This window comes from Streptomyces marispadix, assembly GCF_022524345.1.
Taxonomy (GTDB): domain Bacteria; phylum Actinomycetota; class Actinomycetes; order Streptomycetales; family Streptomycetaceae; genus Streptomyces; species Streptomyces marispadix.
In genome coordinates this window covers 4808279-4829847 of sequence record NZ_JAKWJU010000002.1, presented here as the reverse complement: position 1 = coordinate 4829847, position 21569 = coordinate 4808279, and the positions used below count along the sequence as shown (strand labels likewise).

Here is a 21569-nt window from a genome sequence, read left to right as displayed (position 1 = left end):
GTTAGCGGTCACTCCCCGCAGAAGCGTCAGCCAGCGCGCTCGCGCCACCGACGATCTCGCTGATTTCCTGGGTGATGTCGGCCTGGCGGGCCGCGTTGGCAAGCCGCGTGAGCGACTTGATGAGGTCTTCGGCGTTGTCCGTCGCCGACTTCATCGCACGGCGCGTGGCGGCGTGCTTCGAAGCTGCGGCCTGGAGCAGCGCGTTGTAGATGCGGCTCTCGACGTACCGCGGAAGCAGCGCGTCGAGGACCTGCTCGGCCGACGGTTCGAAGTCGAAGAGCGGACGGACCTCCGGGCCTCGCTTGATGTTGTCCTGGATGACCCCCGCGGACTCCTCCGCGGTCTCCTTCAGACTCAGCGGAAGCAGCCGGTCGCCGATCGGCGTCTGCGTCATCATGGAGATGAACTCCGTGTAGACGATGTGGAGTTCGTCCACGGCGTTCTCGGCGCCCGTGTCCGCCGTGATCGCTTCGATCAGCGGTGCGGCCACGGCCTTGGCGTCCGCGTAGGTCGGGTTGTCGGTGAAGCCGCTCCAGGACTCCTTGATCGCACGCTCACGGAAGCGGTAGTACGTCACACCGCGGGTGCCCACGATGTAGTTGACGACCTCCTTGCCCTCGCCGATCAGCCGGTTGGTCAGCCGGTCGGCCGCCTTGATGGCGTTGGAGTTGTAGCCGCCCGCCAGACCGCGGTCGCTCACGATGAGCAGGACCGCGGCCCGCGTCGGGCGCTCCGCCTCCGTGGTGAGGGGGTGCTTCACGTTCGAGCCGGTGGCGACCGCGCGCACGGCGTTGGTCAGCTCCTCGGCGTACGGCTCGGAGGCCGCCACCCGGCGCTGCGCCTTGATGATGCGCGAGGCCGCGATCATCTCCATCGCCCTGGTGATCTTCTTGGTCGCCGTGACGGACTTGATCCGCCGCTTGTAGACCCTGGTCTGAGCGCCCATGGCTCAGTCCTCGCCCAGCAGCTTGCCGTCCGAGGTCTCGAACTGCTTCTTGAAGGCGTCGACCGCTTCGCCGAGCTCCTGGAGCGTGTCGTCGGTCATCTTGCCGCCTTCGACGATGCTGGTGAGCAGCCCCTTGTTCTCGCGGTGCATGTGCTCCAGCAGCTCGCGCTCGAACCGGCGGATGTCCTCGACCGGTACGTCGTCCATCTTGCCGTTGGTGCCGGACCAGACGGAGACGACCTGGTCCTCGGTCGAATACGGGTTGTACTGCGGCTGCTTGAGCAGCTCCGTCATCCGCTTACCGCGCTCCAGGGCCGCCTTCGAGGCGTCGTCCAGGTCGGAGCCGAAGGCGGCGAACGCCTCCAGCTCGCGGTACTGGGCGAGGTCCACACGGAGCGAACCGGTGATCTGCTTGATCGCCTTGTGCTGTGCGGAACCGCCGACGCGGGAGACGGAGATACCGACGTTCAGCGCGGGCCGCTGGCCGGCGTTGAAGAGGTCGGACTCCAGGAAGCACTGGCCGTCGGTGATGGAGATGACGTTGGTCGGAATGAACGCCGACACGTCGTTCGCCTTCGTCTCGACGATCGGCAGACCCGTCATCGAGCCCTTGCCCATGTCGTCGGAGAGCTTGGCGCAGCGCTCCAGCAGACGGGAGTGGAGGTAGAAGACGTCGCCCGGGTAGGCCTCGCGGCCCGGCGGGCGGCGCAGCAGCAGGGACACGGCGCGGTAGGCGTCGGCCTGCTTGGTCAGGTCGTCGAAGACGACGAGGACGTGCTTGCCCTGGTACATCCAGTGCTGGCCGATGGCGCTGCCGGTGTACGGGGCGACGTACTTGAAGCCCGCCGGGTCGGACGCCGGGGCCGCGACGATCGTCGTGTACTCCAGCGCACCGGCCTCCTCCAGGGCGCCGCGTACGGACGCGATGGTGGAGCCCTTCTGGCCGACTGCCACGTAGATGCAGCGGACCTGCTTCTCCGGGTCGCCGGAGCGCCAGTTGTCACGCTGGTTGATGATCGTGTCGACGCACAGCGCGGTCTTGCCGGTCTGCCGGTCGCCGATGATGAGCTGACGCTGGCCGCGGCCGATCGGGGTCATGGTGTCGACGGCCTTGTAGCCCGTCTCCATCGGCTCGTGGACCGACTTGCGGTCCATCACCGAGGGGGCCTGGAGTTCGAGGGCGCGGCGGCCCTCGGACTCGATGTCGCCGAGGCCGTCGACCGGGGCGCCCAGCGGGTCCACGACGCGGCCGAGGTAGCCGTCGCCGACCGGAACCGACAGGACCTCGCCGGTGCGGCGCACCTGCTGGCCCTCCTCGATGCCGCTGAACTCACCGAGGACAACCGCACCGACCTCGCGCTCCTCGAGGTTGAGGGCGAGGCCGAGGGTGCCGTCCTCGAACTTCAGCAGCTCGTTCGCCATGGCCGAGGGAAGACCCTCGACCTTCGCGATGCCGTCACCGGCAACGCTGACCGTCCCGACCTCTTCGCGCGAGGCCGCGTCCGGCTCGTACGACTGGACGAAATTCTCCAGCGCGTCCCGGATCTCATCCGGCCGGATCGTGAGCTCCGCCATCTGGGTTCCCTGCTCTCCTTGTTGGGACCGTATCGATCTTCTACGGCCCAACTCGGGCCGCTAAGTGATGCTGTTGAGTTGGTGTGGGCGCGAACGCCGCCGCGCCCCGTCGCCGGTGTCAGCCTAGCCAGCCGCCGCTCGGCCTCGCTGAGCCGGTCCGCGATGGAGCCGTTGATGACCTCGTCGCCGACGCGCACCCTGATCCCGCCGAGGATCTCCGGGTCCACGTCGAGATTCAGATGCATCTGGCGCCCGTACAGCTTCGCCAGCGCCGAACCGAGACGCTGCCGCTGCCGGTCACTCAGCGGCACCGCGGAGGTGACGACGGCCACCGAGCGACCGCGCCGTTCCGCCGCGAGCCGGGAGAGGGCTTCGAGCCCGCCCTCCAGGCTACGTCCACGCGGCTGGGCCACGAGCCGCGTGATCAGCCGCTCCGTGGCGTCCCGGGACTTGCCGCCGAGCAGCGTGTGCAGGAGCTGCACCTTCGCCGAGGGCGCGGCCGTGTCGCTGGCCAGTGCCGCCCGCAGCTCGGGTGCCGACGCGACGGTGCGGGAGAACCGGAACAGCTCGTCCTCGGTCTCGTCCAGCGTCCCGTCGCGCTCGGCCGCGATCAGGTCGGCGGTGTCCGCCAGCTCCTCTGTCGCGTCCACGAGGTCGCGCGGCGCGGACCAGCGGGACCGCACCATTCCGGAGACCAGGTCGACGGTCGCTCCGCCCACCTGCTCGCCGAGCACGGTCGCGACCAGCTCCGCCTTGCGCTCGCCGCTGCGCGACGGGTCGGCCAGCACCCGGCGCAGCGAGACCTCGCGGTCCAGCAGCACCGTCACGGCGGCCAGTTCGTCCGCGAGTGCCTTCGGGTCTGCCGACGTGCTGTCGGTCAGCGCCGTAAGGCTCTCGCGGGCGGTGGCGAGTGCGTCGCGGCTCGCGCCGATCATCGTGCGGCCTCGGCCTTCTCCTCGAGGTCCTCGAGGAAGCGGTCGATGACGCGGCTCTGCCGTGCGGCGTCCTCAAGGGACTCGCCCACGACTCGGCCGGCCAGGTCGGTGGCCATCCGGCCGACCTCCTGGCGCAGTGCCACGGTCACCTGGCGGCGGTCCGCCTCGGTCTGTGCGTGGCCCGCCGCGATGATCGCGTCGCGCTGGCGCTGACCCTCCTCGCGCATCTCCGCGATGATGGCCGCACCCTGCTCACGTGCCTGCTCGGTGATCCGTGCCGCCTCGTGACGGGCCTCGGCGAGCTGGGCCTTGTACTGCTCGAGGGTCTGGTTGGCCTCGGTCTGGGCCTCCTGCGCTCGTTCCAGTCCGCCCTCGATCGCGTCCTGCCGCTCGTCCAGGGTCTTCTGGATGGTGGGCAGCAGCTTCTTACCGAGGACGCCGAAGACGATGAAGAAGGCGATCAGGCCGATGACCAGCTCCACGGGCTCGGGAATGAGCGGGTTCTGCGCTCCTTCCTCAGCCAGGAAAGTCATCATGTCCGAACCTTTCGTCGAATGTGGCTACGGGCCGTCCCGGGCTTACTTGAAGATGAAGGGGACGACGAGGCCGAGGAGCGCGAGCACCTCACAGAGCGCGAAGCCGAGGAACATGTTGGTGCGGATGATGCCCATGGCCTCGGGCTGACGGGCCATGGCCTCGATGGAGTGGCCGAAGACCACGCCGATGCCCACACCGGGACCGATGGCGGCGAGACCGTACGCGACGGCTCCGAGGTTGCCCTTAATGTCGACGGCAGCGAGGTTGACAAGCTCAGCAGACATCTTCTTCTTCCTGTGTGATGCGGTCCGCTGGGGTGCTTCCCAGCGAAGTTCCGTTGGTACGAGGGGAGTTCGGTCGGGCTGTCGGTCAGTGGGCCTCTTCGAGCGCTCCGCTGATGTAGATCGCGGCGAGCAGCGTGAAGATGTACGCCTGAAGGAACTGGATCAGGACCTCGAAGGCGGTCATGCCTACTGCCAGGAGGAAGGAACCGCCTGCTGCCGCCGCCAGGAACGACGGCGTGACCAGATACCAGGCGGCGATGCTGAACATCACGATCAGCATGTGGTAGGCGAACATGTTGGCCCACAGCCGCACCGCGAGGGTGAACGGCCGCGAGATCACGTTCTGGATGAACTCCAGGAGCACCATCAGAGGAACCAGGGGCTTGGGCAGCCCGCTGATCCAGACCAGGTTCTTGACGCCACCACGGAAACCGTGGGTCTTGAACGTCAGGAACATGTACGTCACGAACACCAGCGCGGCGAGTGCGACCGGGTACGCGAAGCGTGACGTCGAGGGGAACTGCGCCAGCGGCACGATGGCCATGATGTTCATGAGCCATACGAAGAAGAAGATCGACATCAGGAAGGGGACGTACTGCTTGCCCTTCCTGCCGATCACCTCGGTGGCGATGCTCCGCGCGACGAACTGGTAGCCGATCTCACCGATCAACTGGAGCTTCCCCGGAACCAGTTTCGGCTTGCTGAACGCGGCCCAGAAGAAGCCGACGACGATCACCATGCAGATCACGGCGATCAGGCTCGGCTTGGTGAACTCGTAGCCGCCGACGGTGAAGAGCGGCTTGAACTCGAACGAGTGGAGGCCCGGCGCGGGAAAAGCGCAGCCTGCGTTGATGTGGCAATCGGTGTTAGCCAGCAGCGTTAGGGCGCTCACCCGTGACTCCTTCGTCGTGACGCATAAGTGACGGCAACCTTGTGTGTCAGCGCGGCTGGTGAGACCGCTTGTCGGCACGGGGGACAGAGTGTGGCGGTGCCACTGCGGTCGACTCGGAGAGTGCACCGAGGACCGGGCACCCGGGATCCACGCTGCGGCCACAGCTTGGGATCCGAGTACACCGCAGGCCGCCGGGGCGCTGCGCTCTTGAGACGAGCGGGCCCCACACGGCCGGATGCGCTTCCGGACGATAGCAGATGCGGATCAAGCCCCTTTCGCCTCCCCTCATGTCTCATCGCGCGACTCCGATCTCCCTGCGTGCGCGGGCTCTTCGGCCGGCACGGAAGGAACGGGATCGACGTAGAGCATCTTGCTCGTGAGGCTGTGGCGGACCTGGCCTCCCACCCATGCGAGGGCGGTGACGAGCAGAGTGAGGGCGAACGCCCGGCTGTTGAAGAGCGTGGTCCCGTCGAAGACGATGATGAAGACGCCGATCAGGAGCATCTGCACCGTGTAGACTAACATCCCGGCCATCATCGTCACTTGGGGCTTGTCCTGCGTGATGCGCATGAGCGCCGCGAACCCCAGGCCGAAGAAGACGGCGACGACCGTCAGCGCGACGAGCGCGCCGGCAAGGCCCTTACCGCCTGCGACCGTTGCGCTGACAACGGTGGCGACGATTCCCACAGGGGCGGCGAAGACCGCCGCGCCCCGGAGGATCCGGGCATCGTTGGACTGCATGAGGGCAGCTCCGGCGAGGTCGGGGGCGGTTGACGCTTGCCTCGGCCTGCCACGGCCGGTGAAGCCGTACGCCTGCCGATGGCTGACCGCCGGTGAAGACACCCTCTCTCCGGCTCGCTTGCGAACTCGGGGACGAGGAGTCGAAACCGCAGATCCGGCACGGCGTCATCCGCTTCGGTCTCCGGTTCAACCGGCTTTCGTGAACGCTATCACAAACTATTTGATGAGGTCTTTACCTACTTGGTGTGCTCGCTGTCACACGCAGGGTCCGAACTCCTGGACTCCCGGCCGCCGTTGCGGCCGATCGCGGTGGCGCCGTTGAGCCCCGCGAATGCGGGCTGAGGTGCGGTTTCGGCCTTTTCCGCGCCCTCGGCGGCGGCGGTCGCGGGCGAATTCCCGTTCCCTGTTGGGAATTGGGCATTCTTCTCGAAATTCACCAAAGAAGGCGTATCGGACGGAATACTGGATTCCGGTCCGATGCTTTCTGTATTCGTCTCCGCACCCTCCGTCGCGAGCTCTTCGGCACGCCGATACCTCGGCGGTACGAACGCATAGGCCCAGCGCGGAACTTGAGGCGTGAAGCGCGGCAGCAGCAGCACCACGAGCCCGACGGCGCTCAGCAGCACGATCGCGAGCACGATGGCGAGGCTGGAGCTCTGCACGGAGAACGCCACCGCCCCGAAGGCGATCAGCGCCGACCAGAAGTACATGATCAGCACCGCGCGGCTGTGCGAGTGCCCGATCTCCAGCAGCCGGTGGTGCAGATGCCCCTTGTCCGCCGCGAACGGCGACTCACCGCGCCACGTCCTGCGCACGATCGCGAGCACCAGGTCCGCGACGGGGATCGCGATGATCGTCAACGGCAGCAGCAGCGGCATGTACAGGGGAACCATCGTGTGCACCGCGGAACGCACGGACCCGGTGTGCTGCACCATGAGGTCCGGGTCCACCTGACCGGTGATCGAGACCGCGCCCGCGGCCAGTACGAGACCGATCAGCATCGATCCCGAGTCGCCCATGAAGATCCGCGCGGGATGCATGTTGTGCGGCAGGAAGCCCAGGCACATGCCCATCAGCAGCACAGCGAACAGCGTTGCGGGCGCGGCGGCTTCGACCCCGTAGCCGTACCAGATCCGGTACGCGTACATGAAGAACGCGGCGGCGGCGATGGTGACCATGCCGGAGGCCAGACCGTCCAGACCGTCCACGAAGTTCACGGCGTTGATGGTGATCACGACGAGCGCGACCGTGAGGAGCGTGCCCTGGAGCTGCGTCAGCGCGACGTTGCCCACGCCCGGGACCGGCAGCCACAGGATCGTCAGCCCCTGTAGCACCATGACGCCGGCGGCGATCATCTGCCCGCCCAGCTTCACCAGGGCGTCCACGCCCCACTTGTCGTCGAGCACGCCGAGCAGCCAGATCAGACCGGCGCCCGACAGCAGCGCACGCGGCTCGTCGGAGAGGACGAACAGCTCGCCGATGTTGGTGAGTTGCGACGCCACCAGCAGACCCGCGCACAGACCGCCGAACATCGCGATGCCGCCGAGGCGCGGCGTCGGCTCGCGGTGCACATCGCGCGCCCTGATCTGCGGCATGGCCTTCGCCGCGATGGCGAACTTCCGTACCGGCCCGGTCAGAAGGTAGGTGACCGCCGCCGCGACACAGAGCGTCAGCAGATATTCACGCACGGGTTCCCCAGGGGTTTCGCTGTTCCTTGGCCCCACACCATAGGACACCTGCGCGGGACCGGCGGTTTCACGTCCTCCGGCTTCCGCGGCACCGTCCGGCCCATGGACGAGGCCGCCGTGGGCGGGGGCTCGTAGCCGGGCTTGTACCCCGGCCCGTGCGCGGGCTTGCGCGCGGGCCCGTACCGGATCGCGTACTGGATCACGAGCGGCGTCATGTACGGCGGCTCCGCGCGGGGACTCCCGTCAGCGCCGTGACGACCGGATCGAGTGCCTTGCTGATCTCGTCACCCACGGAACGGAAGTACGGAATGGGGGCACCGTAGGGGTCGTGGATCTCGTCCGCCTCCGGACTGGGCGCCAGCAGCCAGCCGCGCAGTGCCGCAGCCGCCTGCACCAGCGCGTAGGCACGCTCGACGACGCCCTGGGAGGAGCGCGGATCGGGCAGGGTCGCCGCGTCTATCGCCCGTACGAGGCGCGTGAACTCCTTGAGCGTGAACGTACGCAGACCCGCCGAGTGCCCCATGGAGACGACCTGCGCCCGGTGGTCGCGGGTCGCGGTGAGCACGAGATCGGCGCGGATGACGTGCTCGTCGAGCAGCTCGCGGCCGCGGAAGCCCTCCGGGTCCGCTCCGTGCTCCAGCAGCACCTCGGCCGCGTGGTCCTCCATCGGTGCGCCCTCGTGGCCCCAGGTGCCGGCGCTCTCCACGACGATGCCGCCGCTTGTGCCGTCCCCGAGCCGCTCCGCCAGGGCGTGACGGGTCAGCCGCTCGGTCAGGGGCGAGCGGCAGACGTTGCCGGTGGAGACGTGGAGGATGCGGAAAGCGCCGGGGGTCGAGCCCGCGCCCGACCCCGGGCCGGAGCCCTGGCCCGAACCGGCGCCCCAGCCGGGCCCGTTGGCGCCGCTTATGCCGCCCGAGTCCGCGGTGCCACGCCCGTACGGGGTGTTCACTGCGGGCATCTCCCGGCCCGCCGCCCGTGCCCGGGGGCGCCGCCGGCCCCGTGCCGCCTCCGCGGCGCCTGCTTCCCGTACCGCTCCGGTCTCCCGTACCCCTGTGGTCTCCCGTGCCGCCCGTACCGCCCCCGCGGACGCCCCCGCCGCGCTCATGGCGCCACCTCCAGATCGGGCACGACCTTGCGCAGCTCCTCCGCGCTCACCGCACCCGTACGAAGCAGCACCGGCTTCGTGCCGGTGACGTCGACGATCGAGGACGGCACGGAGTCGGGCGTCGGCCCGCCGTCGAGGTAGACGGCCACGGAGTCGCCCAGCATCTCCTGCGCGGCGTCGCAGTCCTGCGGCGCGGGGTGTCCCGTGAGGTTGGCGGAGGAGACGGCCATCGGGCCGAACTCCTTGAGCAGTTCGATCGCCACGGGGTGCAGCGGCATGCGTACGGCCACGGTGCCGCGGGCGTCGCCCAGGTCCCACGTCAGCGAGGGCTGGTGCTTCGCGACAAGCGTCAACGCGCCCGGCCAGAACGCGTCGACCAGCTCCCAGGCGGACTCGGAGAAGTCCGTGACCAGTCCGTGCAGCGTGTTCGGGGAGCCGACGAGCACCGGCGAAGGCATGTTCCTGCCACGGCCCTTGGCCTCCAGCAGATCGCCGACGGCGTCGGGACTGAAGGCGTCGGCACCGATGCCGTACACCGTGTCCGTGGGAAGCACGACGAGTTCACCGCGGCGTACCGCGGAGGCGGCCTCGCGCAGGCCGGTCTTGCGGTCTGTCGCGTCGGTGCAGTCATAACGCCGTGCCATCACGGCACCTCCCTGCGGGCTGTGGCGAATCGGGGCCTGTTGTTGAGGTCGGGGTGGTCCGCCGCATCGGCCCAGCCGCGGTCCTCGGTGAAGATCCAGGGGACTTGGCCGCCCTGGGTGTCCGCGTGCTCGACCACGACGAGGCCGCCGGGGCGCAGCAGCCGGTGTGCCGTGCGTTCCAGGCCGCGGATCGTGCTCAGCCCGTCCTCTCCGGAGAACAACGCCAACTCCGGGTCGTGGTCGCGGGCTTCGGGTGCCACATACTCCCATTCGGTGAGCGGGATGTAGGGCGGGTTGGAGACCACCAGGTCGACCTGGCCGTCGAGTTCGGGGAGGGCGGTCAGCGCGTCGCCGTGGTGCAAGACGACGCGGCTGCCCTCGACGTTCTTCGCGGCCCAGCCGTAGGCGCCCTCGTCCAGCTCCACGGCGTGCACACGTGAGCGCGGCACCTCCTGTGCGAGGGCGAGCGCGATGGCTCCCGACCCGGTGCACAGATCGACGATGAGCGGTTCGGCGACGTCCATCGCCCTTACCGCGTCTATCGCCCAGCCGGCCACCGACTCGGTCTCCGGGCGGGGCACGAACACCCCCGGCCCTACCTGGAGTTCGAGGTAGCGGAAGAAGGCACGGCCCGTGATGTGCTGAAGCGGCTCACGTGCCTCGCGGCGGGAGACCGCCTCCCAGTAACGGGCGTCGAAGTCGGAGTCGGGCACCAGATGCAGCTCGCCGCGCTTGACGCCGTGCACGTACGCGGCCAGCTCCTCGGCGTCGAACCGCGGCGAGGGCACACCGGCGTCGGCGAGCCGCTGAGTCGCCTGCGCCACCTCGGCGATCAGCAGGCCGCGTGGGTTCTGGGGCCGCCCCCCGGACGAATGCAGCATCTTCTCTTCCGTACCAGCCGTCCGTACGCGCGCTTACTGGGCCGCGGCCAGCTTGGCCGCGGAGTCGGCGTCGACGCACGCCTGGATCACCGCGTCGAGATCGCCGTCGAGCACCTGGTCGAGGTTGTACGCCTTGAAGCCGACCCGGTGGTCCGAGATCCGGTTCTCCGGGAAGTTGTACGTCCGCACGCGCTCCGACCGGTCCACCGTACGCACCTGGCTGCGGCGGGCGTCCGACGCCTCCTGGTCGGCCTCCTCCTGCGCGGCGGCCAGCAGCCGGGCACGCAGGATGCGCAGCGCCTGCTCCTTGTTCTGAAGCTGGCTCTTCTCGTTCTGACAGGAGACGACGATGCCGGTCGGCTCGTGGGTGATGCGCACCGCGGAGTCGGTGGTGTTGACGGACTGGCCGCCGGGCCCGGACGAGCGGTAGACGTCGATGCGCAGATCGTTGGCGTTGATCTCGACGTCGACGTCCTCGGCCTCGGGCAGTACGAGCACGCCCGCCGCTGAGGTGTGGATGCGGCCCTGCGACTCGGTCGCGGGCACGCGCTGCACCCGGTGCACCCCGCCCTCGTACTTCAGCCGCGCCCACACGCCCTGGCCGGGCTCGGCGGCGCCGTTGCCCTTGGTCTTCACGGCGACCTGGACGTCCTTGTAGCCGCCGAGGTCGGACTCGGTGGACTGGATCAGCTCCGTCTTCCAGCCGACGCGCTCCGCGTAGCGCAGATACATCCTCAGCAGATCCCCGGCGAAGAGAGCGGACTCGTCGCCGCCCTCCCCGGCCTTGATCTCCAGGATGACGTCCTTGTCGTCGCTGGGGTCGCGCGGCACGAGCAGCAGACGCAGCTTCTCCGTCAACTCCTCGCGCTGGGCTTCGAGTTCTTTCACCTCGGCGGCGAAGTCCGGGTCGTCGGAGGCGAGTTCGCGTGCCGTGTCGATGTCGTCCCCGGTCTGCTTCCACGAGCGGTACGTGGCGATCACCGGTGAGAGTTCCGCGTAGCGCTTGTTGAGCCTGCGGGCGCGCGCCTGGTCGGCGTGGATCGCGGGATCGGCGAGTTGTGTCTCCAACTCGGCGTGCTCACCGATCAGTTCCTCGACCGCCTCGAACATCGTTTGTCCCTTTACGTGAAGAAGGAAGAGCCAGGCAGCGCGAAAGAGCGCCGGCCCCGCACGCCCGGCGGGGCGTGCCGAGGACCGGCGCTCGGGAGGTGCTACTTCTTGGCGGAACCGGCGCCCTTGCCGAAGCGGGCCTCGAACCGGGCCACACGGCCACCGGTGTCGAGGATCTTCTGCTTGCCGGTGTAGAAGGGGTGGCACGCGGAGCAGATGTCGGCCCGGATCTGGCCGCCGCTCACGGTGCTGCGAGTCGTGAAGGAGTTGCCGCAGGTGCAGCTCACCTGGGTCTCTACGTACTCGGGGTGGATGTCGCGCTTCAAGGTGTCTCCTATTTCCTGGAGGGCACCGGGTCGGAGGACGGGCTTGTCCACCGTGAACCGGGGCCGACGGTCCAGTCTGCCATCACTGGCCGTACCTCCCAAAACCGGGGGCGGGCGGCGGATATTCCCGCTGCGGAGGCGCCCGGCGGGGGCGCGGGGGCGGTTCGTCGCGCCGAACGCGGGGCCCGGGCGCCCGGCCCCTGGCGCCTCAGCCGACGACGCTCCCCGCGTCGTTCCCGTCGCTCGCCGAGCCCTTCTCGGCGGACTCGGGCACGGCCGCGTCCCGCTTGATCGCGGCCCACATCTTCGCCGCCTTGGACTCCATCGGCACGACCCGGTTGGGGTCCTGCGGGTCGTACGTCACCGGCAGCGTCGACATGTGTACGTCCTCGGACTCGACGCCCTTGAGCATGCTCGCCAGCCCGGCGAGGTCGCCGACCGAGTCCAGGTCGGAGTCGGTGGTCACGGCCGATGTGGCGCTGTCGGCCAGTTCGTAGAGCTTCTTCGGGCTGCTGAACACCCCGACGCTGTCGACCTGGTCCATCAGCGCCTTCACGAACGCCTGCTGTAGCCGGATCCGGCCGAGGTCGCTGCCGTCGCCGACAGCGTGGCGCGTACGTACCAGGCCGAGGGACTGCTCGCCGCCGAGCTTGTGCTCGCCCGGCTTCAGCTTCAGATGGCTGTCCGGGTCGTCGATCGGCTTCTTGGTGGTGACCTCGACGCCGCCGAGGCGGTCGATCAGCTTCTTGAACCCGGCGAAGTCGACCTCCGCGTAGTGGTCCATGCGCACGCCGGACATCGACTCCACCGTCTTCACGGCGCAGGCCGGGCCGCCCGTCTCGTACGCGGAGTTGAACATCGTGCGCTGCGCGGGTGCGGTGCCGCCGCCGTCGTTCCTTACGCACTCGGGGCGCTCGACGATGGTGTCGCGCGGTATCGAGACCACGCTCGCCTTGTCGTGCTCCTTGTTGACGTGCAGGACCATCGCGGTGTCGGAACGGGCGCCGCCCCCGTCCTTGCCGTACTTGCCGTGGGTGCCCGAGCGGGAGTCCGAGCCGAGGACGAGGATGTCCATCGAGCCGTCGGGGGTGTTCCCCGGCCGGTGCTTGCCGAGCTTGGCGTCGATGTCGACGCCGGAGATGTTGCCGTCGAGCTTGAAGTAGGCGAAGCCGAGACCGGTGCCTGCGAGGACGGCGGCGGCCACCACGCTCCAGGCCACGGCCTTGAGCACCCGGCGTCTGCGGCCGTGCGGCTTGCGACGGCGGCCGGTGGCGCGGAATCCGCCGCCGGAGCGGCCCGTGGCCGCGCCCTGCCCGCTCGTGCTGTCGTCCGCCATCTTCGCCTGCCTCAGTCGTGCCCGGGTTCGTTCGTGGTGTGCGCCGGTGTGCCTGATGTGGGGGTGTGGGTGGGGGTGCGCCGCGTCGCCCGCCGTGCGGTTACGGGCTCCGCCCTCCCGGCTGCGGGTGGGGAACTGCCATGGATGCGCTGCGAGCGTGCTTGTTTTCTACGCCCTTCGTGAGCCCTGTACCTAAGAGGCGGCGACGAAGGCGTGACCGCCGTGCTGCGGGGGGCTGTGGCCGGTGCCGCCGGACTGCCCGCGCGGCACGAGGGGCCGTGAGAACGCCACGCGTACGTGAACGCCAACCGGAAGGGTTGCACACCGCGTGACCGGGATGCCCCGTCGGTGAGGATGCGCCGTTTCGCACCGATGAGGCGCTTCACCCCGTTCGACCTGGGACGTTGCATCCACGGCGGGGGTACGGGGACGCCCGCGGCGCGGAGGCGGCTGTGTGCAAGGTCTCACTCCTCGTCACACACGGCGAGGGCCGCCCCACCTCTCGTGGTGGGACGGCCCTCGCCGCTGTGCCTTCGCGAACCGGCATGCGCTGTCCGCCGGGTACGCGCTGTCCGTACCGTCCGTCAGTCGGAGCCGTTGCCCGGTGTGGGCGTGGTCTTCTGGATCTGGAGGAGGAATTCGGTGTTGGACTTGGTCTGCTTCATCTTGTCCAGCAGCAACTCGATGGCCTGCTGCTGATCCAGGGCGTGCAGCACCCGGCGGAGCTTCCAGATGATCTGCAACTCGTCACCCGCCATGAGGATCTCCTCCTTACGGGTACCAGAGGCATCCACATCCACCGCCGGGAAGATCCGCTTCTCCGACAGCTTCCGGTCCAGCTTCAACTCCATGTTCCCGGTGCCCTTGAACTCCTCGAAGATCACCTCATCCATCCGCGACCCGGTCTCCACCAGCGCCGCGGCCAGAATCGTCAGCGACCCCCCGTCCTCGATGTTGCGCGCCGCACCGAAGAACTTCTTCGGCGGATACAACGCCGTGGAATCCACACCACCGGAGAGAATCCGCCCCGACGCCGGAGCCGCCAGGTTGTACGCCCGGCCCAGCCGCGTGATGTTGTCCAGCAACACCACCACATCGTGACCCAGCTCCACCAGCCGCTTCGCCCGCTCGATCGCCAACTCCGCGATCGTGGTGTGATCCTCCGCAGGACGATCGAAGGTCGAGGAGATCACCTCACCCTTCACCGACCGCTGCATATCGGTGACTTCCTCCGGCCGCTCATCGACCAGCACCACCATCAGATGGCACTCCGGATTGTTCACCGTGATCGCATTCGCGATCGACTGCAAAACCGTCGTCTTCCCCGCCTTCGGCGGCGCCACGATCAGACCCCGCTGCCCCTTCCCGATCGGCGACACCAGATCGATGATCCGCGCCGTCAACCGGTTCGGCTCCGTCTCCAACCGCAGCCGCTCCTGCGGATACAACGGCGTCAGCTTGTTGAACTCCGCCCGCGCACGACCACCCTCCGGCGACGCACCGTTCACCGAATCCAGCCGCACCAGCGCATTGAACTTCTCCCGCCGCTCCCCCTCACGCGGCTGACGCACCGCACCCGTGACGTGATCACCCTTACGCAGACCGTTCTTCCGCACCTGCGCCAACGACACATACACATCATTCGGACCCGGCAGATAACCCGACGTCCGCACGAACGCATAGTTATCGAGAATGTCCAAGATCCCCGCCACCGGGATCAGCACATCATCCTCAGCGATCTGCGGCTCCGCATCCTCACGACCACCACGACGCCCACGACGATCCCGATAACGACCCCGCCGACCACGACGGCCGCCTTCGAAGTCGTCGTCGTCACGGCGTCCGCCGCCCTGGTTCTGGTTGCCCTGGTTCTGGCCGCCGCCTTCGCCGCCCTTGCCGCCGCGTCCGCGCTGGCGGTCACGCTTGGGGCGGTCCTGCTGCTGACGGCCACCGCCGCCTTCGCCGCGGTCACCGCGGGAGCCGTCGCCACGGCCGCCGCCGTCGCCCTTGTTCTGCTGACCGCCCCCGTCGCGGCCGTCGCTCTTGCCCTCCGCGGTGTCCGCGGAGGCTTCGGCCTTGCCGCCGCCCTCGCCGCGCTCGCGCCGGCCCCGGCGGTCGCCGCCGGGCTTCTCCTCGTTCGCGGGCTGTCCCGGAATGTCGATCTGGGCGGAGTCCTGCTGGGCGTCCGCCTCGCCCTCGCCCGTACGCGCCCGGGAGGTGGTCCGGCGCTTCGGCTTGGCGGACTGCTCGTCGCCTTCGGCGGCGCCGCTCTCCGAGCCACCGCCACGGGCGGCGGAGTCGGCACCGCCGGACGAACTCCCGCCCGCCTGCCGCTCCTTGATGGTTTCGATCAGCTGGCTCTTGCGCATACGTGCGGTGCCCTTGATACCGAGACCGGAGGCAACTTGCTGAAGCTCGGCGAGCACCATGCCCTCGAGCCCGGTGCCGGAGCGCCGGCGCTTGGGCGCAGCACCGGTTGCAGGCGCGGCAGCAGCGTCCGTGGCAGGCGCGTCGGCTTTCTCCGCTGCGCTCCCGGAGGAGTCGCCACCCGAGCCGTCGGACTCAGGGGGAGCGGCGTTCACGCCCATCAGATCGGTGGTGTCGCTCACAAAGGGTCCTTCCCTGGAGCGGACGTCGGCCTGTCTGGCTCGGCGACCGGTCGTGCTGTCCGGCAATGGTCCTGTGCGCGCGGACCTGGCCGAAACGGTGGTTCCCGCCTGGATGTGTGGCGGGGAGATCGATTCATGGTTCGGCGTGCAAGGAGAATGTGCGTCCTGCACGTCGGCTCCGGAGCGTGCTCAGGACCGCTCCGCAAGGCGAAGCAGCGTGGGAGGCTCCTGGAGGAAGAGGCGATCCTGGGCCTGTGCCCTGGGGGATCACTCAAGCACTGCACTCTACGGACCACCACAGAGTTTCACGTGTGGATCACGAGACTGCGAGCACTGACTTGAGGTTAACACTACCGGACCCAACAAACATTCCCCCTTCCTGGATCATGGGCCTCTCCCAGGCCCTCACCGGCTCCGCCGGGCCGTACAACGTCGTCACTGAGATGCGCCGCGGTCCGCGCCGTCCGCCTTCAGCGGCAGGACGCTGGCACCCGCGGTGTCGAGGCTCAATCTGTTCGCCGTCCACTGTTCGCCCGCGAGCTGAGCCACCTTGTCGGCGGCTCCGTGGCCCTCGGGCAGTGCGAGCACCGTGGGGCCCGCACCCGAGACAACTGCTGGGACGCCGTCCGCCCGCAGCCGGTTCACCAATTCCACGCTCTCCTTCATGGCGGGCGCGCGGTACTCCTGGTGCAGCCTGTCCTCCGTCGCCGGCAGCAGCAGGTCGGGGCGCCTCGTCAGCGCCTCTACGAGCAGCGCGGCACGGCCGGTGTTGAACGCGGCGTCCACGTGCGGGACATGACGGGGCAACAGGCCACGGGCGGTCTCCGTCAGCAGCGGCTTCGCGGGTACGAAGACCACCGGCACGACCGCCTCCGAGGGCTCCATCCTGATCGCACGAGCCGCGCCCGCGTCCATCCACGCCAGCGTGAAGCCGCCAAGCAGACAGGCCGCCACGTTGTCGGGGTGGCCCTCGATCTCGGTGGCCAGCTCCAGCATCGCCGCGTCGTGCAGCTTGGCGTCGCCGCCCGTGGTGACCGCTCGGGCGGCCACGATGCCCGCGCAGATCGCCGCGGAGGAGGAGCCCAGCCCGCGTCCGTGCGGGATGCGGTTGGCGCAGACGACCTCAAGTCCGCGCGGCTGGCCGCCGAGCAGATCGAAGGCGGTACGCAGGGAACGTACGAGCAGATGGTCCTCGTCGCGCGGCAGCGTCTCGGCGCCCTCTCCCGCGATGTCGACGTGCAGGCCGGAGTCGGCGACCCGGACGACGACGTCGTCGTAGAGACCCAGCGCGAGGCCCAGCGCGTCGTAGCCGGGGCCGAGATTGGCGCTGGTGGCGGGAACGCGCACGCGGACAGCGGCGGCGCGGAAGGCGGGACCGGCCATCTCCCGATGACTCTCCTTGGATTGTTGACGCGATTTCCCATGGACCACGGCGGCGACGCCGGGAGGGTCACGGCCACGCGACCCGTTGCGTTCCGGCCCGCCGGACCGGGTGGGGCCTCCCGCGCAGGACGAGCAGATGCCCCGGAGTGAGTACGGGGGGTGGGATGAACGCAAGCTTATCGAAGGAAGGTTCAGTGGCGACACAGGGCGCACGGGAGGCGCACGATGCGTGTCGCAAGCGGCTGCGCGCTCCCTCGCCACCGGTCTCCGTACCGGACGGCTTTCATCGCCGGACGCGGGGTGCCGCGCCGGTCGACGGATGACTGCCCGCCGCCGGCGCGTACGAACCGTATGGCCGGGACCCGTACGGGATCAGGCCGAAAAGCGGGCCCGGACGCGTGCCTGCGGAACGCGGGAGGCGAAGCCGCAGGCAGGAACGCGACCGCGGTGGCGGCCCCGGCCGTGCGGTCTCACGTGCGGCCGGACGTGCGGCCGCACGAGCGGCGGGCAGTCGGTGCGGAGCTGCCGACGTCCGGCCAACTGTCAGGCCAGGCCGAGGCGTTCGGCTGCCGCGTCCGCGTCGATCGGCACCGTGACGGGCTGCGGGGCCCCCGCCACCGCCCAGTCGGGGTCCTTCAGGCCGTTGCCCGTGACCGTGCACACCACGCGCTGGCCCGGCTCCAGCCGGCCCTGCTCGGCGGCCTGGAGCAGTCCCGCGACGGAGGCGGAGGACGCCGGTTCGACGAAGACGCCCTCGCGGGACGACAACAGCTTGTACGCACGCAGGATTTGACGGTCCGTCACGGAGTCGATGAAGCCGCCCGACTCGTCCCTCGCGCGCTCCGCCGACTCCCATGACGCCGGGTTGCCGATCCGGATGGCGGTGGCGATCGTGCTCGGGTCCTTCACCGGCTCCCCGCGCACGATCGGCGCGGAACCGGACGCCTGGAAGCCCCACATGCGCGGGGTGCGGGTCGCGGGGCCGTCGGCGAGGTATTCGCCGTAACCACGCCAGTACGCCGTGATGTTGCCCGCGTTGCCTACGGGAAGGACATGTACGTCCGGTGCGTCCCCGAGCATGTCGACGATCTCGAACGCCGCTGTCTTCTGGCCCTCGATGCGGTCGGGGTTGACCGAATTGACAAGCGCCACCGGGTACTTCTCCGACAGGCCCCGGGCCAGCGTGAGGCAGTCGTCGAAATTGCCGTCCACCTGAAGGATCTTGGCGCCGTGCACCAGCGCCTGGCCCATCTTGCCCAGCGCGATCTTGCCCTGCGGGACCAGCACGGCGCACACCATCCCGGCACGTACGGCATAGGCGGCCGCGGACGCCGAAGTATTGCCCGTGGAGGCGCAGATGACCGCCTGCGCGCCCTCCTCCTTGGCGCGTGTGATCGCCATCGTCATGCCGCGGTCCTTGAACGAGCCGGTGGGGTTGGCGCCCTCGACCTTCAAGTGGACGTCGCAGCCGGTCAGTTCGGAGAGGAGCTGCGCGGGCACGAGCGGTGTGCCGCCCTCGCGCAGGGTGACGGGAGCGGTCCCCGGGCGGACGGGAAGCCGGTCGCGGTACTCCTCGATGACGCCTCGCCACTGGCGGGAGGTGGCGGGTGGTGCGGATTCCATGGTGGTCACTGTCCTCGATTCCCCTGTGCCCGGGGCCCGTTCGGGTCCCCGCATCTACGCCTCTCACGCCTCGTCCGCGTCGTGGAGCCCGTAACGCCCATGAGGCTCACTCGCCCTCGACCCGCATGATGCTGGCCACGCCACGCACGGTCTCGAGGTCGCGCAGCGCCTCGACGGTCGCGCTCAGCGCCGCGTCGGGCGCGCTGTGGGTGACGACGACGAGCCATGCGTCGCCGTCCTTGCCCTGCTGGCGCACGGTGTCGATGGAGACGCCGTGCTCCGCGAAAGTGGTGGCGACCTGGGCGAGGACGCCGGGCTTGTCGGCCACGTCGAGGCTGATGTGGTAGCGCGTGACGACCTCGCCCATCGGTGAGACCGGAAGCTGCGCGTACGCCGATTCGCCGGGCCCCCGGGCCCCGTTGAGCTTGTTGCGGCAGGCGGCCACCAGGTCGCCCAGCACCGCGGAGGCCGTGGGGGCGCCGCCCGCGCCCGGCCCGTAGAACATCAACTGGCCCGCCGCGTCGGATTCGACGAAGACCGCGTTGTACGCCTCTCGTACGCCCGCGAGGGGATGGCCGAGCGGGATCATCGCCGGATGCACGCGGGCGGTCACGGAGCGGCCGTCGGCGGCCCGTTCGCAGATGGCGAGCAGTTTGACCGTGCAGCCCATGCGTTTCGCGGAGGCGATGTCGGCGGCGCTGACGTCGGTGAGGCCCTCGCGGTAGACGTCGTCCAGGCGTACGCGGGTGTGGAAGGCGATGCCCGCGAGGATGGCCGCCTTGGCCGCGGCGTCGAAGCCCTCGACGTCGGCCGTCGGATCGGCCTCGGCGTAACCGAGCGCGGTGGCCTCGTCCAGCGCCTCGCCGTAGCCGGCGCCGGTGGAGTCCATGCGGTCGAGGATGAAGTTGGTGGTGCCGTTGACGATGCCGAGCACACGGTTGACCTTGTCGCCCGCCAACGACTCGCGCAGCGGCCTGACCAGCGGAATCGCCGCCGCCACGGCCGCCTCGTAGTAGAGGTCGCCGCCGTGCTTCTCGGCCGCCTCGTGGAGGGTCGAGCCGTCCTCGGCGAGCAGCGCCTTGTTGGCCGTGACGACGCTCGCGCCGTGCTCGAAGGCGGAGGTGATGAGCCTGCGTGCCGGTTCGAGGCCGCCGATCACCTCGACGACGACGTCGACGTCCTCGCGCCGGGCGAGCGCGGCGGCGTCCGTCGTCACCAGCGCCGGGTCCACTCCCTCGCGCACCCGGTCGGGGCGCCGTACCGCGACGCCGGCCAGCTCTACGGGGGCGCCGATCCGGGCGGCGAGGTCGTCCGCGTGCGTCGTCATGATGCGTGCCACCTCTGAGCCGACGACCCCACAGCCCAGCAGCGCCACCTTCAGCGGACGCGTACGCATCATCCGACCTCGCCTTTCGTCATTTCCTGTGCTGTCAGTCTCACGTACGGGTACGGAGATTCCACGCTCGTTCCAGGATGTGGGACGAATGTCTCGCTAACCGACATCCAGCCGCAGCAGATCCTCCTCCGTCTCCCGCCGCACGATCACCCGCGCCCCACCGTCCCGCACGGCGACGACCGGCGGACGCAGCGCGTGGTTGTAGTTGTTGGCCATCGACCGGCAGTACGCCCCCGTCGCCGGTACGGCGAGCAGGTCGCCCGGCGCCACATCGGAGGGCAGGAACGCGTCACGCACCACGATGTCGCCGCTCTCGCAGTGCTTGCCGACGACCCTGGAGAGCATCGGCCCCGCGGTCGAGGCCCGCGAGACGAGCGAGACGCTGTACTCGGCGTCGTAGAGCGCCGTACGGACGTTGTCGGACATTCCGCCGTCCACGCTCACATACGTACGCAGCCCCTGAAGCTCCTTGACGGTGCCCGTCTCGTAGACCGTGCACGCCGACGGGCCTACGACCGCACGCCCCGGCTCGACGGACAGCCGCGGCACGGCGAGCCCGGCCCCGCGGCACTCCCGGCGGACGATCTCGCGGAGCGAGGCCGCGATGTCGTGGGGCTCGCTCGGGTCGTCCTCCGGCGTGTAGGCGATGCCGAGACCGCCGCCCAGGTCGATCTCGGGCAGCTCCAGGCCGTGCTCGTCCCGGATGTCGGCGAGCAGCCCGACGACGCGGTGCGCCGCCACCTCGAAACCCGAGGTGTCGAAGATCTGCGAGCCGATGTGCGAGTGGATGCCGACCAGTTCGAGACTGTCCAGCTTCAGCACACGCCGTACGGCCTCGGCCGCCTGCCCGCCCCCGGCGTCCGGATGGGAGCCGCCGCCCAGCGCCAGCCCGAACTTCTGGTCCTCGTGCGCCGTGGCGATGAACTCGTGCGTGTGCGCCTCGACTCCGACCGTCACCCGGATCTGTACGGGCTGACGCCGCCCGAGCCGGTCCGCGATATGGGCGACCCGGACGATCTCCTGGAAGGAGTCCAGCACGATCCGGCCGACTCCCGCCTCGATCGCCTGCTCGATCTCCGCGTACGACTTGTTGTTGCCGTGCAGCGCGATCCGCTCCGGTGGCATGCCGCCGGCGAGGGCGACGGCCAGCTCGCCGCCGGAGCAGACGTCGAGATTCAGCCCTTCTTCCGTCAGCCAGCGCACCACGGCACGGGAGAGGAAGGCCTTGCCCGCGTAGAAGACGTCGGCGTCGTCGCCGAAGGCGTCACGCCAAGCACGGCAGCGGGAGCGGAAGTCGGCCTCGTCGAGCACGAAGAGAGGGGTGCCGAACTCCTCGGCCAGATCCTTCACATCGATCCCGCCGACGGACAGCGAACCGGCGGGAGTACGCACAGCGGTCTTCGACCAGACGCGGGCGTCCAGCTCGTTGAGGTCGGCCGGGGGTGCGGTGTAGTGGCCCTCGGGAAGCACGTCGGCGTAGCGGGGCCCTGCGGGGTGCGCGGAGCGGCTCATGCGGTGGGTCCTTTGCGATGTCGTACGAAGTCTTGGGGGCTGGTGT

General features: G+C 69.4%; 18 protein-coding genes and 1 pseudogene. All 19 read right to left on the bottom strand.

Going from position 1 to position 21569, the window contains the following annotated elements; genetic code table 11:
• Position 1: 1 nt before the first annotated feature.
• Positions 2 to 946, bottom strand: coding sequence for a F0F1 ATP synthase subunit gamma (locus MMA15_RS20330; protein WP_241061567.1), 945 nt, complete (start codon positions 944 to 946; stop codon positions 2 to 4).
• A gap of 3 nt (positions 947 to 949) precedes the next feature.
• On the bottom strand, positions 950 to 2521 hold the full coding sequence (gene atpA / locus MMA15_RS20325; RefSeq protein WP_241061566.1) for a F0F1 ATP synthase subunit alpha: 1572 nt from the start codon (positions 2519 to 2521) through the stop codon (positions 950 to 952).
• Between the two features lie 125 nt (positions 2522 to 2646).
• Positions 2647 to 3456, bottom strand: a pseudogene (locus MMA15_RS20320) (F0F1 ATP synthase subunit delta); the annotation flags it as partial.
• The gene (locus tag MMA15_RS20315) at positions 3453 to 3992 is read right to left on the bottom strand and encodes a F0F1 ATP synthase subunit B (RefSeq protein ID WP_241061565.1); all 540 of its coding nucleotides are present in this window, start codon (positions 3990 to 3992) and stop codon (positions 3453 to 3455) included. The pseudogene MMA15_RS20320 and the gene MMA15_RS20315, both read right to left, overlap by 4 nt.
• A gap of 42 nt (positions 3993 to 4034) precedes the next feature.
• Entirely contained in the window at positions 4035 to 4277 is a 243-nt protein-coding gene (gene atpE, locus MMA15_RS20310; RefSeq protein ID WP_241061564.1) for an ATP synthase F0 subunit C, read from the bottom strand.
• A gap of 85 nt (positions 4278 to 4362) precedes the next feature.
• A complete protein-coding gene (gene atpB / locus MMA15_RS20305; protein WP_241061563.1) occupies positions 4363 to 5169 on the bottom strand; it encodes a F0F1 ATP synthase subunit A in 807 nt (268 codons plus the stop codon).
• Positions 5170 to 5454: 285 nt separating this feature from the next.
• Positions 5455 to 5910 carry a Cg1360 family ATP-synthase-associated protein gene (locus MMA15_RS20300; RefSeq protein ID WP_241061562.1) on the bottom strand — a complete coding sequence of 152 codons (456 nt, stop codon included), beginning with the start codon at positions 5908 to 5910 and terminating at the stop codon, positions 5455 to 5457.
• Positions 5911 to 6146: 236 nt separating this feature from the next.
• Positions 6147 to 7598 (bottom strand): MraY family glycosyltransferase, encoded by a 1452-nt coding sequence (locus MMA15_RS20295; protein ID WP_241061561.1) that lies wholly within the window; start codon positions 7596 to 7598, stop codon positions 6147 to 6149.
• 211 nt (positions 7599 to 7809) lie between these two features.
• Complete coding sequence (locus MMA15_RS20290) at positions 7810 to 8547, bottom strand: arsenate reductase/protein-tyrosine-phosphatase family protein (RefSeq protein WP_241063320.1); 738 nt, start codon at positions 8545 to 8547, stop codon at positions 7810 to 7812.
• A gap of 152 nt (positions 8548 to 8699) precedes the next feature.
• Positions 8700 to 9347, bottom strand: a complete 648-nt coding sequence (locus tag MMA15_RS20285) for an L-threonylcarbamoyladenylate synthase (protein WP_241061560.1) — start codon at positions 9345 to 9347, stop codon at positions 8700 to 8702.
• Positions 9347 to 10228, bottom strand: coding sequence for a peptide chain release factor N(5)-glutamine methyltransferase (gene prmC, locus MMA15_RS20280; protein WP_241061559.1), 882 nt, complete (start codon positions 10226 to 10228; stop codon positions 9347 to 9349). Before prmC ends, MMA15_RS20285 begins: the two co-directional genes overlap by 1 nt.
• A gap of 33 nt (positions 10229 to 10261) precedes the next feature.
• On the bottom strand, positions 10262 to 11338 hold the full coding sequence (prfA, locus tag MMA15_RS20275) for a peptide chain release factor 1 (RefSeq protein ID WP_241061558.1): 1077 nt from the start codon (positions 11336 to 11338) through the stop codon (positions 10262 to 10264).
• Positions 11339 to 11439: 101 nt separating this feature from the next.
• Positions 11440 to 11664 carry a 50S ribosomal protein L31 gene (gene rpmE, locus MMA15_RS20270; protein ID WP_070010905.1) on the bottom strand — a complete coding sequence of 75 codons (225 nt, stop codon included), beginning with the start codon at positions 11662 to 11664 and terminating at the stop codon, positions 11440 to 11442.
• Between the two features lie 208 nt (positions 11665 to 11872).
• Positions 11873 to 13000 carry an LCP family protein gene (locus MMA15_RS20265; protein WP_241061557.1) on the bottom strand — a complete coding sequence of 376 codons (1128 nt, stop codon included), beginning with the start codon at positions 12998 to 13000 and terminating at the stop codon, positions 11873 to 11875.
• A 584-nt stretch (positions 13001 to 13584) separates the two neighbouring features.
• Positions 13585 to 15609: a transcription termination factor Rho gene (rho, locus tag MMA15_RS20260; protein WP_241061556.1), complete on the bottom strand. Its 2025-nt coding sequence runs from the start codon at positions 15607 to 15609 to the stop codon at positions 13585 to 13587.
• Positions 15610 to 16044: 435 nt separating this feature from the next.
• Complete coding sequence (gene thrB / locus MMA15_RS20255) at positions 16045 to 16992, bottom strand: homoserine kinase (RefSeq protein ID WP_241061555.1); 948 nt, start codon at positions 16990 to 16992, stop codon at positions 16045 to 16047.
• A 543-nt stretch (positions 16993 to 17535) separates the two neighbouring features.
• Positions 17536 to 18615, bottom strand: a complete 1080-nt coding sequence (thrC, locus tag MMA15_RS20250) for a threonine synthase (protein ID WP_241061554.1) — start codon at positions 18613 to 18615, stop codon at positions 17536 to 17538.
• A 106-nt stretch (positions 18616 to 18721) separates the two neighbouring features.
• Entirely contained in the window at positions 18722 to 20011 is a 1290-nt protein-coding gene (locus tag MMA15_RS20245; protein WP_241063319.1) for a homoserine dehydrogenase, read from the bottom strand.
• Between the two features lie 96 nt (positions 20012 to 20107).
• Complete coding sequence (gene lysA / locus MMA15_RS20240) at positions 20108 to 21523, bottom strand: diaminopimelate decarboxylase (protein ID WP_241061553.1); 1416 nt, start codon at positions 21521 to 21523, stop codon at positions 20108 to 20110.
• Between the last annotated feature and the right edge of the window lie 46 nt (positions 21524 to 21569).

What these genes read in the sequence shown, in the direction of transcription:
- MMA15_RS20330 (WP_241061567.1), bottom strand. Translation starts at nt 946, where the DNA reads ATGGGCGCTCAGACCAGGGTCTACAAGCGGCGGATCAAGTCCGTCACG.
- atpA (WP_241061566.1), bottom strand. Translation starts at nt 2,521, where the DNA reads ATGGCGGAGCTCACGATCCGGCCGGATGAGATCCGGGACGCGCTGGAG.
- MMA15_RS20315 (WP_241061565.1), bottom strand. Translation starts at nt 3,992, where the DNA reads ATGATGACTTTCCTGGCTGAGGAAGGAGCGCAGAACCCGCTCATTCCC.
- atpE (WP_241061564.1), bottom strand. Translation starts at nt 4,277, where the DNA reads ATGTCTGCTGAGCTTGTCAACCTCGCTGCCGTCGACATTAAGGGCAAC.
- MMA15_RS20300 (WP_241061562.1), bottom strand. Translation starts at nt 5,910, where the DNA reads ATGCAGTCCAACGATGCCCGGATCCTCCGGGGCGCGGCGGTCTTCGCC.
- MMA15_RS20285 (WP_241061560.1), bottom strand. Translation starts at nt 9,347, where the DNA reads ATGGCACGGCGTTATGACTGCACCGACGCGACAGACCGCAAGACCGGC.
- prmC (WP_241061559.1), bottom strand. Translation starts at nt 10,228, where the DNA reads ATGCTGCATTCGTCCGGGGGGCGGCCCCAGAACCCACGCGGCCTGCTG.
- prfA (WP_241061558.1), bottom strand. Translation starts at nt 11,338, where the DNA reads ATGTTCGAGGCGGTCGAGGAACTGATCGGTGAGCACGCCGAGTTGGAG.
- MMA15_RS20265 (WP_241061557.1), bottom strand. Translation starts at nt 13,000, where the DNA reads ATGGCGGACGACAGCACGAGCGGGCAGGGCGCGGCCACGGGCCGCTCC.
- thrB (WP_241061555.1), bottom strand. Translation starts at nt 16,992, where the DNA reads ATGGCCGGTCCCGCCTTCCGCGCCGCCGCTGTCCGCGTGCGCGTTCCC.
- thrC (WP_241061554.1), bottom strand. Translation starts at nt 18,615, where the DNA reads ATGGAATCCGCACCACCCGCCACCTCCCGCCAGTGGCGAGGCGTCATC.
- MMA15_RS20245 (WP_241063319.1), bottom strand. Translation starts at nt 20,011, where the DNA reads ATGCGTACGCGTCCGCTGAAGGTGGCGCTGCTGGGCTGTGGGGTCGTC.
- lysA (WP_241061553.1), bottom strand. Translation starts at nt 21,523, where the DNA reads ATGAGCCGCTCCGCGCACCCCGCAGGGCCCCGCTACGCCGACGTGCTT.